This window comes from Actinomadura sp. NPDC000929 (assembly GCF_040492065.1).
Classification (GTDB): domain Bacteria; phylum Actinomycetota; class Actinomycetes; order Streptosporangiales; family Streptosporangiaceae; genus Spirillospora; species Spirillospora verrucosospora.
In genome coordinates, this window is sequence record NZ_JBEUPA010000019.1 from 21787 (window position 1) to 38212 (window position 16426).

A 16426-nucleotide genomic window follows, 5' to 3' on the forward strand; every position below is an offset into this window, starting at 1 on the left:
GCAGAGGGAGAGCGTTACCCATGGCCCAAGTGATCTGCGACATGTCCGTCTCGCTCGACGGGTACGTCACCGGCCCGAACGACAGCCGCGAGAACCCGTTCGGCGACGGCGCCGGGATGCTGCACAAGTGGATGTCCGACCAGGCGACCGACGACGACCGGGCCATCCTGGAGAAGGTCGTCGCAGACTGGGGTGCGGTGGTGATGGGCCGCAAGTCCTTCGAGAAGAACGAGGGGGAGGGCGGCTGGGGCGAGGGCGGTCCGATGGGCGACCTCCCGTGCTTCGTGGTCACGCACCAGGCACCGACCAGGTCGTACCCGCCGGTGTTCACCTTCGTCACCGACGGGGTGGCCGGCGCGATCGAGCAGGCCAAGAAGGCGGCCGGCGACAAGGTCGTCGGACTGCACGGCGCGACCGTCATGCAGCAGGCGCTCCCGCTCGGCCTGGTCGACGAGATCCGCGTGCACGTGGTCCCGGTCCTGGTCGGCGGCGGTACGCCGTTGTTCGGCACGCTCGATTCCTCGATCACCCTCGAACGCACCCAGGTGACGGAGACCCCGGCCGCGACCCACCTCTCCTACCGCGTCATCCGCTGACCGAGCCTCGCGCCCCGGTCGGCCGCCTTGTCGATCAGTTCGACGCCGCGCCGGAAACCCTGGGGTCGAACGGCACGGCGGCTGCTTCATGGCTGCGACGGGGCGGTGGACGGCGTCTTCGTCAGGCGGGCCGCGGCGGCGAGGAGCATGCGCTCGGCGCCCGGCCGGGCGATCAGTTGCAGCCCGGCGGGCAGTCCGTCGACGAGGCCGGCGGGCAGGCTGACGGCGGGAAGTCCGAGCACGCTCCAGGGGCTGGTGTACGCCAGGAGCGCCGCGCGGACGTCGACCGGCGCTCCGTTCAGCGCCAGTGTCCGAGCGCCCAGCGGCGGAGCGACGACCGGAACGGTGGGCATCGCGAGGAACTCGAAGCGTCCGAAGAGGGCCGTCACCGCCCTGCGGACCCGTTCCCGCAGCTCGCGGGCCGTGGCCGTGTCCTCGGCGGTGACCCGCCCGGCGGCGTGGAGGCGCGCCAGCACCTCCGGGTCGTAGAGGTCCGGCGCGGCGGCCATCCGTGCGGCGTGGAGCCGGTGGACCTCGCCGCCCTGGATCGCGGTGTAGGCCCAGCGCATCCGCGCGATGTCGGGGACGGCGACGTCCCGCACGGGCAGTGGCTCCAGCGCGGCGCGGGCCACGGCGGACACGCGCGGGTCGACCGGGTGGAGCGCGTCCGGCGCCACCCACCCGACGCGGGCGCCGGAGACGTCCGGGACCGGACCCTCCCGTCCGGCCAGAACGTTCCACAGCAGCAGGCAGTCATCGGCGGTCCGCGCCATCGGGCCCACCGTGTCCAGGGAGCACGAGACCGGGAAGACGCCGTCGGACGGCACGGCGCCCAGGGTGGGCTTGAGCCCGACGATCCCGCAGCACGCGGCGGGGATGCGCACCGAGCCGCCGGTGTCGGTGCCCACCGCGAGCGGCACGATCCCGGCGGCCACGGCCGCGGCCGACCCGCTGCTGGACCCGCCGGCGAGCCGCCCGTCCCCATAGGGGTTGCGGGTCGGCCCGTTCAGCGAGCGGTCGCCGGTCGGCCCGAAGGCGAACTCGTGGGTCGCTGCCTTCCCGACGATGATCGCGCCGGCGTCGCGCAACCGGCGCACGCACTCGGCGTCGTGCTCGGGCACCCGGTCCGCGTGGTGGCGGGAGCCCCTCGTGGTGCGCAGCCCGGCGGTGTCGACGACGTCCTTGACCGCGACGGGGACGCCGTGCAGGGGACCGCGGTCGAGGCCCGCGGCCAGTTCCCGTCCGGCGCGCTCCGCCGCCGCGCGCGCCCCCGGCCCGTCCACGGTGACGAACGCGTTGAGCGCTCCGAGGCGTGACGCCTCGGCCAGTGACCGCTCCACCAGATCGCCCGGGGACGTCCTCCCGTCTCGGAGCGCCCTGCCCAATCCCGCGACCGTCCGCCGGGAGAACCAGCCCGCCTCCGGCGGCAGGCCGATCACGCCGACCGCCCCGCATCGACCCGTCGCGTCACGGCTCCGCCTCTTTCCCACTCGGTCGGGGGTCTCTGACTGACCCAAACGATTGGGTCAAACGTTTGGGTTGTATAAAAGACACCGGACGGTGGCCCTGTCAAGGGCACGGCGAAGGGAGGCCGGACGGGGTGGCCCGCAACGACCGGCAGCGGCCCGCGACGCTGCGGACCGTCGCGCAGGCGGCGGGCGTCGACGTCTCCACCGTCTCCCGGGTGCTCAACGGCTCCCCCGAGGACGCCCAGCGCGCCGCGTCCCGCGAGACCGCCGAGGAGATCCGGCGCTGGGCCGCCCGGCTGGACTACCGCCCCAACCCGCACGCCACCAGCCTGCGCACCCAGCGCAGCAACCTCGTCGGCGTCCTGGTCCCCCGGCTGTCCGACCTGGTGCTCGCCACGATCTACGAGGGCATCGAGGACGCCGCCGCCCGGCACGGCCTCACCACCTTCGTCATGAACAGCCACGACCGACCCGAGCAGCAGCGGGCGCGCACCGAGCTGGCGCTGTCCCGGCACGTCGACGGCCTGGTCTTCGGCGACGCGCACACCGACGCCGCCTTCCTCGACGAGATCGCCGCGCGGCGCGTCCCGTTCGTCCTGGTCAGCCGGCACGCCGGCGGGCACCCGTCCGTCACCTGCGACGACCGCCTCGGCGGACGCCTGGTCGCCGACCACCTGCTCGCCCTCGGCCACCGGCGGGTCGGCGTCATCGCGGGCGAGCCCTTCGCCAGCACCGGCGCCGACCGCACCGCCGGGTTCGTCGACCGCTACCGGGAGGCGGGCCACCCCGTGCCCGGCTCCCACATCGTCCACTCCGGCTTCGACGCCGCCGGGGGCCGGGCCGCCGCCGAACGCCTCCTGCGCCACGACCCCCGGCCCACGGCCCTCTTCGCCGTCAACGACTTCGCGGCCATCGGCGCGCTCGGCGTCCTGCGCGACCAGGGCCTGCGTCCCGGCGAGGACGTCGCCGTCGCCGGCTACAACGACACCCCCCTCGCGGCGGAGCTGCCCATCCCGCTCACCAGCGTCCGCTCGCCCATGCACGAGATGGGCGAGCGGGCCCTCGACCTGCTCGTCGATCTGCTCGCCGGACGGACGCCCCCGTCCGAGCGGCTGCCTCCCGACCTCATCGTCCGGGCCTCCACCGCCAAGGAGTTCTGACCCAGGGGCTGCTGAAAGCCGCAAAAAGCCACTGGCCGGACAGAGGGAAGGCCCGTGCCACTCGCCCCGCCGCACAGTCGACCGCAGGGAGTTCTTCGCCGCGGCCGCTCTTCGACCCGTTCAGCTCGTCAACTGAAGGCGGCGCGCCCCCGGACCAACGGCAGGAAGACCTCTTCCACGATCTCGACGAGGACGCCGTCCGGCACGGCCGGGACGCCCCGCGCCATGTACTCGTTGCGCAGCAGCGCGACCGGCGTGGACGCGACCCGAGGATGCAGCGCCTCGGCCGCGGCCTCACCACGGGCCACCGCCCGTCCGAGCACCGTCAGCCACGCCGCCTCGTAGGCGCCGCCACCGCCGTCCCGCAACTCGGCGAGGACCTCCGGCGCGCTCCCGGCCGCCGCGATCAGCCCGCGCAGGATCTCCCCGTACGGCGACGACCAGGTGCTGTTCGCGCGGCGCAGCAGGTCGAGAGCGTCGTCCCGCAGCGAACCGGTGTCCGGGACCGTGACCTCGGCGTCCGCCAGCCGGCGGTACGCGGCGACGCCGAGCGCGACGCGATTCGGCCACCGCCGGTAGATCGCGTTCTTGTTCGTGCCGGCCCGCCGCGCCACCTCGTCCATGGTCAGGCCGCCGGCACCGGACTCCCGCAGCACCTCGGCCGCCGCCCGCAGGATCGCCTCCTCCAGCGCGGCCCCCCGCCGCCGCGACCCACCGCCCTCAGCCATGCAGCCCCTTCACCGCCATAGGGTACGAAGCGTACTTCAATTCCCTTCCTCCAGCGGCGAAACACCACAATTTAGGGTACGTTGCGTACCCTAATCTCGACGCGAAGGAACGACCATGCGCGCTCTCGGCATCAACTTCGACACGGGCTTCACCAGCGCGGGGACCACCACCCGCGAGCCCTTCGACCCGGCCACCGTCCGCCGCGAGATGGCCATCATCCGCGACGACCTGCACTGCGACGCCGTCCGGATCACCGGCGGAGACCGCGACCGCCTGGAGACGGCCGCGCGCCTCGCCGCCGACGCCGGGCTCGAAGTCTGGTACTGCCCGTTCACCAACGACCTCAGCCAGGACGAACTGCTCGACTTCCTGACCGACAGCGCCGCCCGCGCGGAGAGGCTGCGCCGCACCGGCGCCGAGGTGGTCTTCCTCACCGGCTCGGAGATCTCCATCTGCACCGCCGGCTTCCTCCCCGGCGACACCCTCCAGGAAAGAGCCGCCGTCCTCTCCGACCCGCAGCGGCTCCGCGCCGTGCTGGCCACCCTGCCCACCGCGATCAACGCCTTCCTCGGCAAGGCCGTCGCGGCCGTGCGGGCCGAGTTCGGCGGCCGCGTCGGCTACGCCTCGCTGCCGTTCGAGGGCGTCGACTGGACACCGTTCGACGTGGTCGCCACCGACGCCGGCTACCGCGACGCGCAGAACGCCGACCAGCTCCCGGCCGGGCTGCGGGCCCTGACCGCCCACGGCAGGCCCGCGGCGGTCACCGAGTTCGGCTGCGCCGCCTACCGCGGCGCCGCCGCCATCGCGAGCCGGGGCGACGAGGTCATCGAATGGAACGACCGGGCCCGCCCCGCCCGCTTCACCCGCCCCGTCGTCCGCGACGAGCAGGAGCAGGCCGACTACCTGCGCGAACTCCTCGGCATCTTCGAGAACTCGGGGATCGACGCGGCCTTCGTCTACACCTTCGCCCGCTACGACCTGCCTCACGCCGGCATCGACGCCCTCGATTTCGACAAGGCGTCCTTCGGCATCGTCAAGGTCCTCCCGGACAAGGGCACCACCTACCCGGACATGCCCTGGGAGCCCAAGGCGGCCTTCCACGCCCTGGCGGAATACGGTCGCAGCCGCACGCGACCGGCATAGGACCTCGCCGGGGCCGCCCAGCATCATTCCCCGCGCCGCTTCGCCGCGATGGCGAGCACCTCGGCATGCGCCTTCTGGTGGATCCATTCCAGCTTGGTGACCATGCCCCGCCGCTGATTGACGGAAAGGAACCTACGCGTCGTGTACTGGTCGATCTGACGCATCGCACGCTTGCGCACACCGTCCAAGCGCCGCTGGACGTCCGCCAGCCGAGCCTCGGAAACCGCCTCGTCCGAACCGGCGAACGCCTCAAGCACCTCCCGGTACTCCCGTTTGGCCTCAGCCAGATTCATCCGCACCCGCCCACCGAAGAGCAACCCCAAGCGCCGGCGCCCACGCCACTGGTGACCAGAATGCCCGACTCGCAAGAACGGACGACCTGGTTCGATGGATGCCCCGACTCATGGAGGTGATCGTGGTGGACGAAACGTCACTCGTCCTCAACACGTTGGCCCAAGGCATCCGGCCGACCGCCGATGGCATCGCCTGGTTCGAAACCCTTTCCAGCGACCAGCAGCACGACGCCCTCTCGAAACTTGCCGTGTTCTGCACCCAAGCTGGCGCGACCAGCGAAGACGCCGCGGAGGCCATTCGCCGCGCAGGCATCCGGCCGACGCATACTCCAGCCGTGCTGCTCACGCGAGGGCGGTGGGAACACCAGCTCACGAAGATCGTCAACTTGCCCGCGGACGAACGGCCCAAGTCTTTCCGCCTGCTCATCGCCCTGCTGAGCATCGCCGACGATCGGCGTCAGGCGCGCTTCTGCTCGGAGGGCTGTTCCCACGACTGGCATCACTTGAGAAACGCGAACCCCGCCACCTGACCAGGGCGGCTCCGATCATCCGAGCGGTCGACAAGCCTGGCCACGTGCATGTTCTGCAAGGTGTCGTGATGCTCGCTGTGTGACGGTCACAGCTGCTGGTTCCAGCCGTTCCTGGCCCCCGTCCGGGCCAGACCGGTTGAACGGACGACGAGACGGTTATGGGACGAGCCTGGTGGTGAAGCCCGCCTCGACCAGACGACGGTAGGCCGCTTCGACTTCTGCCGGCATGTCTTGCGGGGTGGCGAATCCTCGGTCCGGGTAGACCATGACGCGCTGCGTGTCACCCACCAGCATGTCGACGACACGCTTCACGTCACCGATGCTCGCGATGTACTCGTCCAGCGGGAGCGGTCGCGACGTGCAGACGATCTCAAGTTCCGGCGACAGCTTCTCGGCGGTGGAGTACGCGCGGCGCTGCTGGTAGGGCCGCGAGATCAGCGTCGCTGAGCGGACTGCGAGCCCGCGGCCGGCGAGCAGCCTGCGGGTGAACTCGATGTTCTGGCCGGTATTGGTGGCTTCGGGTTCGACCAGGATCGCCTCAGCGGGCACGCCGAGCGCGACAGCGTGATCGCGGTAGTGGACGGCCTCACCTCGCGGGAACCGCTCGATCGTCGTCGGGGCGTTGGCCCCGGTGAAGACGATCCGAGGGAACATCCCCTCCAGGTAGAGCTCCGCCGCGAAGGTGGCGACACCGAGATCATGACTGCCGAGCCCGATGCCGACGTCGGTAGGCCGAATCGCGTGATGCAGGTCGTGGTAGTCCCACAGGATTTCCACATCGGCGCGGTAGACGTCTGGCAGCACCGTCCCGGACACCGGCCTCTCCCCTCACCCTGCGCGGTGACCGGGCAGCCGAGGTCGACGCCGATCAGCCGCAGTGAACCTTCTTGCCGGTCAGGGTTCCACTGTGCGCGCCATCGGTGTTGATAAAGGCCTTGACGTACAGGCATCGATGGCGGGCGTACACGTAGAGGGGACCGGAGTACCAGTGGTTCCGCTTGCTGTACCCGTCGTATTTGCAGTTGCCGTACTTGGTACGGGCGGCGTTGTAGACGCAGAGCTTGAGCTTGATGCTGTAGAGCGACGTCGAGCCCTTGCGGACGGCCAGCGCACAGTTATAGCCGTTGGAGGAGTTGTAGTAGACCTTGAGGTAGCCGCGGACCTTGGAGTTCACGTAAATCGAATGGGTGCTGCGCAGTGCGTACTTCGACCCGCACGAGGGGCCTGCCGCGTTCGCCGGCGCGGTGGACGCCAACACGGTCGTCAGCGTCAACGTGGGAAGCATGACAGCGGCCAGGCGCAGCGCGCGCCCTCCAATTTTGATCACGCGGTGAACCCTACGGCGACCACGGCAGTTCCGCTAGATCTGTGCGATACCACTTCCCCGGTGCGACCTGCAAAGCTTCCAACGTGCTCATTCCGCGGCCGACCGGACACGCACCGCGACAGCAGCCTGCCGCGCTACACAGGCAGGCGTTAGCCCAGCGGCTTCCAACGACGCGGGAGCGTGCCGCCGCTTGAGTGCGATGGCCAGTGCGAAGCGAGCAGCCATGGCCTTCTCCGACTGCTCTCGATAATGGTTCAGAGCTCGGCGATGCGCCGTCGCCACCATGGCCGGTCTTCCGGCGTGGACGGATCATGGAGCGTGCGGGCCCGATACTGCTCCGCGAGCGGCGTCACGATCGCCAGGACCTGGCGTCGGGAGGGTGGAGGAAGCACCGCGACGATCTCGTGCAGCGTGTCCAGCGCCTCCCGCGGATCATGACACGGGCACGTCGGATGCACCTCCGCCGTCAGCCTCCGGCCCGGTTGCCGGAGGAACCATTTCAGCGCCGTGAGCGCCGTGGTCATCGACTCGACGTCCGGACACCGCCCGGCCCGTGAGGCTTGCGTGATCTCCCGCAGAACCTTGACGGGCACTCCGTCAGGGACGCTTGGAGAGAGCTCGGCACGCCTGCCGAACTGCGTCGCACGCAATCGGCCCGGCGGTCGCCGACTCATTTGCGCCGTTGTTCGATGGACACTCCGGCATGGTGGCATCAGAGCGAACACGTCCACCACATCTTCGGGCCGGCAGCCTTCACACGCACGGCCTGTGCCCGTGGCACGACACACCCACGCGCGTTCCGCGCCCCGCTGGACGGTAGATCCCGAATCGAGTCACGCGCACTGCGCGTGCCGCAAACCGGGAGTCATCCAATGACGCGAATCATGTCCATCCGCAATGCTGCCCTCGTCCGCAGCGCTGTCATCTGTGCTGTCCTTGTCGTCATGGCGGACGCCGTCATCGCCGGCGTCTGCACCGCCATCATGCACAGCGGCGACCAGGACCGCATCTTCAGCCCCGTGGCCGCCGTCGCCCTTGTCGGCTGCGCTGTCGCGGGCGCCGGTCTCGTGGTCCTCGCGAACGGCGTCAGCAACCTGATCGAGGGTGCCGACTTCTTCGCACCCTATGCGCTCGGCTTCTGGGACGTCGTCGTCCCGGCGGTCGTCAACCTTTTCGTCGGGGGCATTGTCGGGGGTGTCTGCGGTTTCGCGTTCCTCGACCGCGTCCTCCCCGGCGACACCTTCTACAACCTCTACGTCGGCGGTCTGTTCGGCTTCGGTTGTGCCTGCACCATGGCCATCGGCTCCATCGTGGCCTGGTCACGGCTCGACCGCTAAGCCGCGTGGCCGCCAGGCCACCTGCGAGGACCCGGCGGCACACCGCCGGGTCCTCGTGCTCGTTTCCCACCCCGACCATCGCCTGGTGCAGATCCGGACGGCTCGCGACGGGACCCCGCCCCCCTAGCTCATCCCGCAAGCAACCCGCATGAACTGTTAGTCGGCGTTACCAAGGACGCCGCGGGCCTGGACACGAAACTCACTGACTGCCCGGTAGAGCCGTCGCTCCCGCGCTGAGGCGGTAGCCGAGTGTTCCGCTCTCTCGCTGGTGTCTCCTGCGTGGGCATCCTTCACCATGCGCTGCATGACCTCGGACAGGCCGCGGGACTCCTCGGCGATCCGGTCGGTTGCTTCGACGATGGAGGGAGGGCCTTCGAGGATGACGACTTCTGCGGCGCGGTGGACATCACGGGCCCGGGCGATGAAGTGCCGCACTGTCCCGTCCAGTTCGGGCAGGTCGAGGGCCTCCGCCTGCAGCGCGTTGAGGATCGCGTCCATGGCGATATCGCGGTCATGGAGAGCACTGAGGTAGGCGGTATAGGCGTCGCGTCGATGCTGACGGCGCCACTGGACGTGTTGTGTTCGTGCTTGCGTCCTGCCGTTTACGACAGCCGCACCCAGAGTGGTGAGGGAGCCGACGGCAGCACCAAGGAGGGCGGCAAGTCCTGCGTCCATGGCCACATTGTGGCGTCGCGAACTTGAGCTCCGTGCCCCTCAACCACGGGGTTCCCGGCAACTCCCCGAAATCTCCAACGGTGCTCCACCACAGTCACGCCCTGGTGCTCGTCGCCGAACGGGTCAGTGCCGCATCAGGCGTCGTTGCCCGGTTGATGCGTACTCGCACAGCCACCAGCTAGCCCCCTGCCGCGTGCTGCCGACGAGTGTTATTCCGTCGGCGCGCCGACCCAAAGCCGGTTGCCATCAGGGTCGCGCAACTCGATCTCACGCGCCCACGGGGCGTGCTTCGCCTGCACACCGAACTCGGAGGCGACTGCCTCGACGTCGTGAACGCGGAGGTAGACCAACGTGTCGGGGCGGGCATCTCCCGTGTGCTCCGACAAGAACAACCGCACCCTGCCCCGAGCAACCTCGACGAACGCGGGAAGTCCCGGCTCGAAGCGGTGTTCCCACTGCTTGGCGAAGCCCAGACGCTCGTACCAGGCAACCGCTGCCGCGGCATCCTCCACGCGAAGAATGGGAATGACTTCCTCGTCCATGGCGCCATCGTCGCAGACCGCCCGGGGCGAACATTGCCTGATGCGGCGCTGGAGGGACTTGGCGTTAGACGTCAGAGTGGCGGCGCGACCTTGCGGTGAGCGGTCGGGGCGGGGCCGGCGGGCGTTGCACGGCGCGGCCGTCCGGTGACCGCCGCCCACGTTGCATGCTCCGGGCGGCCTGACGCGGGGCCGCACAGCGGCCTGAGCACCGCCGCCCCTTGATCACGGCTGCTCGCGCGTCGGACGACGATGATGGTGAGGCCGGGGCACTGGTCTCGGTGCCTAATGGCACGCTAATCGCACGAACGCCCCCGCCCGTGGTCTGGGCGGGGGCGTTTTGGCTGGTGGAGCCTAGGGGATTCGAACCCCTGACACCCGGCTTGCAAATCTGCGAGATCGACCCCCGTCAGGCTTCCCACCTCGGCGAACCTTGATCCCCAAGTGACCGCTCTTACCCCTTGGTCACCGTGCCTAATGGCCCGCGGATGGCCCGGCGCACCTCTCCCGCGACCTGCACACATGGCAGCGTGCCCAACACTCGACCGGCCTCGCACTCGCCGCAACGGACGAACGAACCTGTCCGGAGGGTGCTCCCGCGCGAACGGCGCGAACCCCGAGACAGACAGATTCGCGCGGGAGTGCCCTCCGGCTCCAGGAGGGGTCTGGGAAACCACGGGGTTCCCCAGTAGCGCACGCTCAACTGATCATCCGGCAACCTCCCTGACGACTCCAACGGCGCTCGACCGCAGTCACGCCCTGGTGCTCGTCGCCGAACGGACTTGGAGGCTTCGGCGTCGACTGGGCAGAGCGGCGGCGCGCCCTTGCGGTGAGCGATCGGGCCGGGGCCAGCGGGCGTGGCACGGCGCGCGGCCCGGCGCGGCCGTCCGGTGACCGGCGCCCACGCCGCACGCTCCGGGCGGCCAGGCGCGGGGCCGCGCAGCGGCCTGAGCGCCGCCGCCCCTTGATCCCAAACAGCCCAATTCGGCAGACGGTTGCCTGTACAGCTTGTATAGAAAATGGTCGCCTGCCCGTATGGGGCGAAGCTACGATGGTCTCCATGGCTCCACGACCGCGCTGGTGGCATCAACTGCGAGATTCCAAGAACGAAGTCCTATTAGCAGTCGATCTCTATAACCGTTCCGGGATGGAACGACAGCTAGAAGCATTCATCGTCCACATGTCGATCGGCTGGCTGAAGCTTCTACAGGCTAGGTATGAACGCGATGGACTAGATCTTTACATTCGGAACAGCCGCGGCCAGCGCCAGCGCACGAGAGATGGCGACTGGGTCACTAAGCCTCTACATCAAATGTCATCTGAAGAATTCGATGAGCGTGACCCTAGACGCGTGAATCTTGAATTTTTCATCGGACTTCGCAATAAGATTGAACATCGCCACGAGCGCGACGTAGCTACATTGATTGCAGGGAAGACCCAGGCTCTCTTGCTCAACTATGAGCGCACTCTCGTCGAAAACTTCGGAGCAGATGAGTCACTAGCAGATTGTCTGCGGTTCCCACTCTTCGTTTCCACAATCACCGATGATGCAGTGAGCGCCATAAAAGAAGTTCGGAAACGCGTTCCACATACCGTGCTCGATTATGTGCAGGACTTCGATGCGTCGGTCGAGTTTGATATAAGCAGCGACCAAAGTTATGATTTTCGCATCTACCTTGTCCCAAAGACTGGATCAAAGACTGAGGCCGATGTCGCCATGAGCTTCGTTCGCCTGGAGGATCTCGATAAGGATCAACTTGGCTTGATGGAGAAAATGCAGACCGTAATTCGCGAGAAGCAAGTGCCAATCGAAGATCTCGGCTCACTCCTTCCCAAGCAGGTTGTAGCGAAGATTCAGGATGGCCTTGGATGGAAGTTCACCGTGAATGACCACGCTAAAGCCTGGAAGTACTTTGACGTCCGCCCGCCAGAAGGCAGCGAGTATCCCGAACAAACGAAACAACAGTTCTGTCGATACAACATTCTATTCGGACGTCACGTCTATACGGAAGCGTGGGTTAAATACCTCATCAGAAAGCTGAGCGATCCAGAAGAATTCAGAAAGATTATGGGTCATTCACCTCGGCCGCTCGACCCAGCTTAGATTGCGAAGTCAGAGAGGCCGGCGAAAGCTTATGCAGCTTCGCGAGCGCCTTTGAAATCTTGAACTTTCGTTACAGCTCACATATGCGAGTCCGACATGTCACTGAAGAACGGCATTATTCCGTGTGCGAGTTGGCGATTACACGCAATGGTAGCTGCGGATTTGAATGTGTGATCGGCGCCCTGCTGATCAGCTACCTTGGCTCCCGCTTCGCGGGCGATGATGACGCCGGCGGCCATGTCCCATGGCTTGTTGGACAGAGTGATGCTGGCGTCTAGCTTGCCTTCGGCGACCCATGCGAGGTCGATGGCAACTGAGCCGAGCATGCGGATTCGTTGGACGTTGGCGGCCAGGCGCTCGGTTAGGGCGATGCGTTCGCGGTTCTTGGCTTCGGCTCCCTCCCCTACGGCGTAGTCGCCTATGGCGACGATTGCATCTTTGAGGTCGGTGGTCATGCTGGCTTGGATGCGGCGGTCTCCGAGGTAGGCGCCGGTGTGCTGGGCGGCGTGGTAGCGGTCGCCTAGGAACGGCAGATCGATGACGCCAACGACGGGGCGGCCTCGTTCGATGAGGCCGATTGAGATACCGCACAGCGGAAGGCCGCGGACGAAGTTGGCGGTGCCGTCTACCGGGTCGATGGCCCACATGAGTTCGCCGGTGGTGTCGCCGCTGATGCCCTCCTCTTCGCCGAGTATGGCAATGTCGGGCGTTCGCTCTTTGAGGTAGTCGCGGACGGCGCGTTCTACGGCGTAGTCCACTTCGCTGGCCATGTCGCGGTCGCCCTTGGCGGTGAGCAGGCCGGGGACGCGCGTGCGCACAAGATCGCTGGCGATCTCGGCCGCTTTGAGGGCGACGGGCAGTAGAGCTGCGGGTGCGTCGGTCATACGGGTCGGCCTCGTTCCCATAGCGCGTTGAAGATCTCTTCGAACGTCTCATACACGCCGGTGCCGGTCGCGTTGCGCTCGGCAAGGAAGGTAGGCGAGTCGACTCCGCGGGCGCTCGGTAGGTAGGGCTGCAAGACGCAGAGCTGATTGTTGATGAGCGTGATGTTGAACCGGATCGTCTCGTCGTAGACGGCGACTGTGAGGCGGTCTTGGGCCTCGGGTGACCGGCGTTTGCGTAGGCGGGTCAGGACCTCGATGTTCAGGCGCGTGAGGGTGGTTAGGTGGTTGTCGGTGTAGCCCTCTTCCCGTTCACGGGCTTCGATGGCCTCGCCCTCGGGGTCCAGGAACAGCGCTTGCAGGGTGGTGCCGGCCTCGATGAGCCGAAAGAGGCGCTGGTCGGGGTATTGCTGGCACAGCATGTTGAGGGAGAGGCCGGCGATCCTGATGCTGGTTGCGTTGTCGAGCAGGGCGTGTGGCGGGTGCGCGAATGAGAACTCAGCGCGTGTGGGGAACACTGCAGTGACGTCGGCGTGAGGGTTCGGGCCTACGCGGTCGGCGGTCGCTTCGAGGTCGGCGCGGTCGTCGCTGGGAGCGTAGGCGGCGGGCTCGTCGGCCAGGAGCTGCGGCGGGCATGGGGCGAACAGCTCGTCCGCCGTCCACTCGGGGAACATCGCTTCTAAGACGCGGCAGTGATCGACGTAGGGCAGTCGTTTGAGTTCGCCGGATGTCCAACGGTGGAGCTGGGCGCGGCTCGGCGCGGTGCCGGTGAGTTCGCGCGAGATCTTCTTGGCGGCCTCGATGTATGCGGCCTGGAACATGCCGTACCGCTGTAGGCGGCGCTGTCGGATCAGGACTTGCAACAGGAGCGGTTGGGGAGACACCGGCCGTCCTCTCTGGTCGACGTTCACCAGGCTAGGCGCTGGATGACAGCGAAGACGAGACAAAGTCGAGACGGATGTAAGACGTTGGTGCGAAAGACGAGATGATCACGGCCTCGTGACGCAACGTGACTCCTTGCCACTGTGTGGGCATGGCGAGCGATTGCACCTCTTGCGGGGGACGCGGGGTCAAGCGGCGCGTTGCGCGACGGACGTTGGCACCTGGGCACGTGGCGGGCGTTCCGGCTGACAGTCGTCGGGATACCTGTCCTGACTGCCTCGGCTCGGGGCAGACGTCTGAGCGGCGGGACGGTGTGGAGTCGTGAACGCCCGGGACTTCGAGTTGCGGCTTCTGACTGATCTGCGGACTTCGCTCGTCGCCCTGGGCCTGGCCGTCCGGCTGGACGAAAGCATGCCGGGGCTGCTGATCAGTACCGCCAATCCCGGTTTGTTCGTCTGGGTGTTCGTCGGGGCTTCCGGACGGACGTTCACCTGGCGACGCGATGACAGCAAGCACCCGGTCAACGACGTACCGGGCGCGGCGGCTCAGGTCGCTCGGTTCGTCAGTGCTCAAGCCGGCCAGCTCAACGGCTCGGCTAACGACCACTTCGACTAGCGCTCTCGGGCTGGCCTGACGGCTGGCCGTAGGCGCATTGAACGGCAGAGTCGGCGGTGCGAAGAGGACGGTCCGCTTGCGTGATCGCCCCCCTTGCCCCCATTGATCACGCGGTGGAGGGGCGGGCCAGACCCCGCGCCGTCGGCTCTGCTTCCAACGAAAGCGAGAACAGGTGATGGGTCCTTCTCTCTCCCGTGACGCCGAACTCCGAGTGTTGGGCGACCTGTGCCGAGCCCTGGTGAAGCGCGGGCTATGTGTCCAGATGCGGGACGCGATCCCCGGGCTGACGGTCACTCGTCCGGGCGGGACGGCACTGGAGGTCATCGGCTACGTCGTGGTGAGTCGGCGCAAAGGTGAGGTCTCTTGGTGGCGGGTCGATAACCTTCACCCGGTCACCGACCTTGACGGGGCGGCGGAACGGATCACCGCGTTCATGACCGAGTCGGCAGTGCGCAACCGTCCGGGGTCTCGGTCGTGAGGCCGTGGGGCGCCGATGCTCCGGATGACGTGGCGGCGGCAGTCATCACTCTGGAACGCCGTTTCCCCGAGGCGTCGGTCTGGTTCGGAAAACAGACGTTGCGTTGGTGGGCGCTGATGCAGTGGGCGGCGCGGTGGGTGCTCCTCGAAGCGGCGACACCGATGGATCTGGCAGACCGGATGACGGAGGCGCGCGGATGACGGTGACCTGCTCGTGCCGGTGGCCTAATGGCATGAACGCCCCCGCCCGTGGTCTGGGCGGGGGCGTTTTGGCTGGTGGAGCCTAGGGGATTCGAACCCCTGACACCCGGCTTGCAAAGCCGGTGCTCTACCAACTGAGCTAAGGCCCCTGGTCCTGTGTTACTTGACCTGCGGTGACGCTCGATGGCGTGACCGGTGACGATCGTACACCGTAGGCGGAGCGCAGGCTTTCGAGGCTGGGCGGGCGCTGAGGCCTCGACGAGGTTACTCGTCCTCGGCGGGGCGCGGGTCAGTCGGTGGGGCGATGCCGTGGATGCGTCGGCCAGGAGGGACGTCTCACTCCCCGTCCGCCCCCGTGTCGAGTCGTTCATGCCTTCGAGGGAATTGTCGTCACTCCTGGTAGAGGCCACGATCCTTTCCCATGGACACGAGACTCGGGATTTTGCTCCCCACCGACCGGGCCCGGTGGGATGACGCCCGCCAGCTGGTCGATTTCGCCGTCCGGGCCGAACGCCTCGGCTATGACTCGGTCTGGGCCAACGACACTCTGCTCGGTCCGCGGATCGAACCGCTTGCCATGCTCGCCGCCCTCTCATCGGCGACCGAACGCGTCACGCTGGGGACGGCCGCTCTCCTGCCCGCCTTCCGACGGCCGGTGGTGGCGGCTCAGACGCTGGCCTCCATCGACCATCTGTCCGCGGGACGCCTGATCGTCGCCGTGGGTGCGGGTTTCCCCGGCAGGTCGGAGATCGAGTACGCCGTGTCCGGGGTGCCGTGGGAGCGCCGTTTCGGGCGGTTGGACGACACGGTGGCCCTGTGGCGGGCGTTGTGGTCGGGCGAGCGTGCGTTCCAGGGCAAGGTGCTGCACTTCGACGAGCTGCCTGAATCCACACCCTCCTACCGGCCGGGCGGGCCGCCGATCTGGCTGGCCGGCGCGAGCCCCTCGGCGTTGGAGCGTGCCGGACGGCTCTACGACGGGTGGTTGCCCTACCCGCCCGATCCCGCCGACTACCGGGCGGGCCTCGCGACGGTGCGGTCGGCGGGCCGTCCTGAGGACGCGGTCACGCCGGCGTTGTTCGTCACCGTGCTGATCAGCGATGACACGGGCGTGGAACGGCAGCTCGACGCTTACTGCCGATCAACCTACGGCCTGCCGTACGAAACGGTGCGGACGATCCAGGCGATCGTCGCAGGTCCGGCCGAACATGTGGCCGCCACGTTGGCTCGGTACCTGGAGGCGGGCGCGGAGCACCTCGTCTTCCGCATCGCCGCGCCGTCCCTCGACGCCCAGCTCGACCAGGTGGAACGCATCGCCACGACCGTGCGCCCATTGCTGAGCTCGCGCTAGCCCTTTCGGCTGTCGAATGAACCGAACAGGCGCTGCGGTCGGGCGGTCGGGGCCAGTCGCGAAGCGCATCCGCGGTGGCCAACGAACGGGCGTCGGCTTCCGTTAGTCGCTCGGGCGGGT

20 protein-coding genes and 1 tRNA gene are annotated in these 16426 nt (G+C 67.9%); 10 read left to right on the top strand and 11 right to left on the bottom strand.

Features of this window, described 5'->3' with window-relative positions:
• The first annotated feature begins 20 nt into the window (after positions 1-20).
• Positions 21-596 (top strand): dihydrofolate reductase family protein, encoded by a 576-nt coding sequence (locus ABWI04_RS10070; protein WP_353832171.1) that lies wholly within the window; start codon positions 21-23, stop codon positions 594-596.
• 86 nt (positions 597-682) lie between these two features.
• On the opposite strand, the gene ABWI04_RS10075 is transcribed toward ABWI04_RS10070, so the two are convergent.
• The gene (locus tag ABWI04_RS10075; protein ID WP_353832172.1) at positions 683-2035 is read right to left on the bottom strand and encodes an amidase; all 1353 of its coding nucleotides are present in this window, start codon (positions 2033-2035) and stop codon (positions 683-685) included.
• Between the two features lie 161 nt (positions 2036-2196).
• On the opposite strand from ABWI04_RS10075, the gene ABWI04_RS10080 reads away from it, so the two are divergent.
• Positions 2197-3225, top strand: a complete 1029-nt coding sequence (locus ABWI04_RS10080; RefSeq protein WP_345182852.1) for a LacI family DNA-binding transcriptional regulator — start codon at positions 2197-2199, stop codon at positions 3223-3225.
• Between the two features lie 128 nt (positions 3226-3353).
• On the opposite strand, the gene ABWI04_RS10085 is transcribed toward ABWI04_RS10080, so the two are convergent.
• Entirely contained in the window at positions 3354-3953 is a 600-nt protein-coding gene (locus ABWI04_RS10085; RefSeq protein ID WP_353832173.1) for a TetR/AcrR family transcriptional regulator, read from the bottom strand.
• Between the two features lie 115 nt (positions 3954-4068).
• On the opposite strand from ABWI04_RS10085, the gene ABWI04_RS10090 reads away from it, so the two are divergent.
• Positions 4069-5097 carry a glycoside hydrolase family 113 protein gene (locus tag ABWI04_RS10090; RefSeq protein ID WP_353832174.1) on the top strand — a complete coding sequence of 343 codons (1029 nt, stop codon included), beginning with the start codon at positions 4069-4071 and terminating at the stop codon, positions 5095-5097.
• Positions 5098-5120: 23 nt separating this feature from the next.
• Here ABWI04_RS10090 and ABWI04_RS10095 read toward each other — a convergent pair whose 3' ends face one another.
• Positions 5121-5396: a hypothetical protein gene (locus tag ABWI04_RS10095; RefSeq protein WP_353832175.1), complete on the bottom strand. Its 276-nt coding sequence runs from the start codon at positions 5394-5396 to the stop codon at positions 5121-5123.
• A 104-nt stretch (positions 5397-5500) separates the two neighbouring features.
• Here ABWI04_RS10095 and ABWI04_RS10100 point away from each other — a divergent pair, with 104 nt between their 5' ends.
• Positions 5501-5920: a DUF5958 family protein gene (locus tag ABWI04_RS10100; protein WP_353832176.1), complete on the top strand. Its 420-nt coding sequence runs from the start codon at positions 5501-5503 to the stop codon at positions 5918-5920.
• Between the two features lie 156 nt (positions 5921-6076).
• Here ABWI04_RS10100 and ABWI04_RS10105 read toward each other — a convergent pair whose 3' ends face one another.
• The 3 genes from ABWI04_RS10105 to ABWI04_RS10115 form a co-directional block, all read right to left on the bottom strand.
• Positions 6077-6736: a YdcF family protein gene (locus ABWI04_RS10105; RefSeq protein ID WP_353832177.1), complete on the bottom strand. Its 660-nt coding sequence runs from the start codon at positions 6734-6736 to the stop codon at positions 6077-6079.
• A gap of 52 nt (positions 6737-6788) precedes the next feature.
• Complete coding sequence (locus ABWI04_RS10110; protein ID WP_353832178.1) at positions 6789-7247, bottom strand: hypothetical protein; 459 nt, start codon at positions 7245-7247, stop codon at positions 6789-6791.
• A gap of 254 nt (positions 7248-7501) precedes the next feature.
• Positions 7502-7771 carry a hypothetical protein gene (locus ABWI04_RS10115; RefSeq protein ID WP_353832179.1) on the bottom strand — a complete coding sequence of 90 codons (270 nt, stop codon included), beginning with the start codon at positions 7769-7771 and terminating at the stop codon, positions 7502-7504.
• Positions 7772-8119: 348 nt separating this feature from the next.
• Between ABWI04_RS10115 and ABWI04_RS10120 the strand changes: the two genes are divergently transcribed.
• A complete protein-coding gene (locus ABWI04_RS10120) occupies positions 8120-8584 on the top strand; it encodes a hypothetical protein (RefSeq protein ID WP_353832180.1) in 465 nt (154 codons plus the stop codon).
• Positions 8585-8740: 156 nt separating this feature from the next.
• Here the strand turns inward: ABWI04_RS10120 and ABWI04_RS10125 are convergent, their stop codons facing one another.
• The gene (locus ABWI04_RS10125; protein ID WP_353832181.1) at positions 8741-9259 is read right to left on the bottom strand and encodes a hypothetical protein; all 519 of its coding nucleotides are present in this window, start codon (positions 9257-9259) and stop codon (positions 8741-8743) included.
• Between the two features lie 209 nt (positions 9260-9468).
• Complete coding sequence (locus ABWI04_RS10130; protein ID WP_353832183.1) at positions 9469-9801, bottom strand: glyoxalase superfamily protein; 333 nt, start codon at positions 9799-9801, stop codon at positions 9469-9471.
• A gap of 1057 nt (positions 9802-10858) precedes the next feature.
• Here ABWI04_RS10130 and ABWI04_RS10135 point away from each other — a divergent pair.
• Entirely contained in the window at positions 10859-11902 is a 1044-nt protein-coding gene (locus ABWI04_RS10135; protein WP_353832184.1) for a DUF3644 domain-containing protein, read from the top strand.
• A 77-nt stretch (positions 11903-11979) separates the two neighbouring features.
• On the opposite strand, the gene ABWI04_RS10140 is transcribed toward ABWI04_RS10135, so the two are convergent.
• Positions 11980-12786, bottom strand: coding sequence for an inositol monophosphatase family protein (locus ABWI04_RS10140; protein WP_353832185.1), 807 nt, complete (start codon positions 12784-12786; stop codon positions 11980-11982).
• The gene (locus ABWI04_RS10145; protein ID WP_353832186.1) at positions 12783-13604 is read right to left on the bottom strand and encodes a DUF5919 domain-containing protein; all 822 of its coding nucleotides are present in this window, start codon (positions 13602-13604) and stop codon (positions 12783-12785) included. The genes ABWI04_RS10140 and ABWI04_RS10145 overlap by 4 nt, the downstream gene beginning before the upstream one ends.
• 382 nt (positions 13605-13986) lie before the next feature.
• Here ABWI04_RS10145 and ABWI04_RS10150 point away from each other — a divergent pair, with 382 nt between their 5' ends.
• The 3 genes from ABWI04_RS10150 (at position 13987) to ABWI04_RS10160 (ending at position 14958) form a co-directional block, all read left to right on the top strand.
• Positions 13987-14280 carry a hypothetical protein gene (locus ABWI04_RS10150; RefSeq protein WP_353832188.1) on the top strand — a complete coding sequence of 98 codons (294 nt, stop codon included), beginning with the start codon at positions 13987-13989 and terminating at the stop codon, positions 14278-14280.
• A 262-nt stretch (positions 14281-14542) separates the two neighbouring features.
• Positions 14543-14758 (top strand): hypothetical protein, encoded by a 216-nt coding sequence (locus ABWI04_RS10155; protein WP_353832189.1) that lies wholly within the window; start codon positions 14543-14545, stop codon positions 14756-14758.
• 29 nt (positions 14759-14787) lie between these two features.
• The gene (locus tag ABWI04_RS10160) at positions 14788-14958 is read left to right on the top strand and encodes a hypothetical protein (protein ID WP_353832190.1); all 171 of its coding nucleotides are present in this window, start codon (positions 14788-14790) and stop codon (positions 14956-14958) included.
• A 73-nt stretch (positions 14959-15031) separates the two neighbouring features.
• Here ABWI04_RS10160 and ABWI04_RS10165 read toward each other — a convergent pair.
• Positions 15032-15107: transfer RNA gene (locus ABWI04_RS10165), tRNA-Ala, on the bottom strand.
• 272 nt (positions 15108-15379) lie between these two features.
• Between ABWI04_RS10165 and ABWI04_RS10170 the strand changes: the two genes are divergently transcribed.
• The gene (locus tag ABWI04_RS10170) at positions 15380-16306 is read left to right on the top strand and encodes an LLM class flavin-dependent oxidoreductase (protein ID WP_345182841.1); all 927 of its coding nucleotides are present in this window, start codon (positions 15380-15382) and stop codon (positions 16304-16306) included.
• Positions 16307-16426 lie beyond the last annotated feature (120 nt).

What these genes read in the sequence shown, in the direction of transcription:
- ABWI04_RS10090 (WP_353832174.1), top strand. Translation starts at nt 4,069, where the DNA reads ATGCGCGCTCTCGGCATCAACTTCGACACGGGCTTCACCAGCGCGGGG.
- ABWI04_RS10070 (WP_353832171.1), top strand. Translation starts at nt 21, where the DNA reads ATGGCCCAAGTGATCTGCGACATGTCCGTCTCGCTCGACGGGTACGTC.
- ABWI04_RS10135 (WP_353832184.1), top strand. Translation starts at nt 10,859, where the DNA reads ATGGCTCCACGACCGCGCTGGTGGCATCAACTGCGAGATTCCAAGAAC.
- ABWI04_RS10100 (WP_353832176.1), top strand. Translation starts at nt 5,501, where the DNA reads ATGGAGGTGATCGTGGTGGACGAAACGTCACTCGTCCTCAACACGTTG.
- ABWI04_RS10120 (WP_353832180.1), top strand. Translation starts at nt 8,120, where the DNA reads ATGACGCGAATCATGTCCATCCGCAATGCTGCCCTCGTCCGCAGCGCT.
- ABWI04_RS10170 (WP_345182841.1), top strand. Translation starts at nt 15,380, where the DNA reads ATGGACACGAGACTCGGGATTTTGCTCCCCACCGACCGGGCCCGGTGG.
- ABWI04_RS10155 (WP_353832189.1), top strand. Translation starts at nt 14,543, where the DNA reads ATGCGGGACGCGATCCCCGGGCTGACGGTCACTCGTCCGGGCGGGACG.
- ABWI04_RS10125 (WP_353832181.1), bottom strand. Translation starts at nt 9,259, where the DNA reads ATGGACGCAGGACTTGCCGCCCTCCTTGGTGCTGCCGTCGGCTCCCTC.
- ABWI04_RS10085 (WP_353832173.1), bottom strand. Translation starts at nt 3,953, where the DNA reads ATGGCTGAGGGCGGTGGGTCGCGGCGGCGGGGGGCCGCGCTGGAGGAG.
- ABWI04_RS10130 (WP_353832183.1), bottom strand. Translation starts at nt 9,801, where the DNA reads ATGGACGAGGAAGTCATTCCCATTCTTCGCGTGGAGGATGCCGCGGCA.
- ABWI04_RS10145 (WP_353832186.1), bottom strand. Translation starts at nt 13,604, where the DNA reads ATGTTCCAGGCCGCATACATCGAGGCCGCCAAGAAGATCTCGCGCGAA.
- ABWI04_RS10115 (WP_353832179.1), bottom strand. Translation starts at nt 7,771, where the DNA reads ATGACCACGGCGCTCACGGCGCTGAAATGGTTCCTCCGGCAACCGGGC.
- ABWI04_RS10140 (WP_353832185.1), bottom strand. Translation starts at nt 12,786, where the DNA reads ATGACCGACGCACCCGCAGCTCTACTGCCCGTCGCCCTCAAAGCGGCC.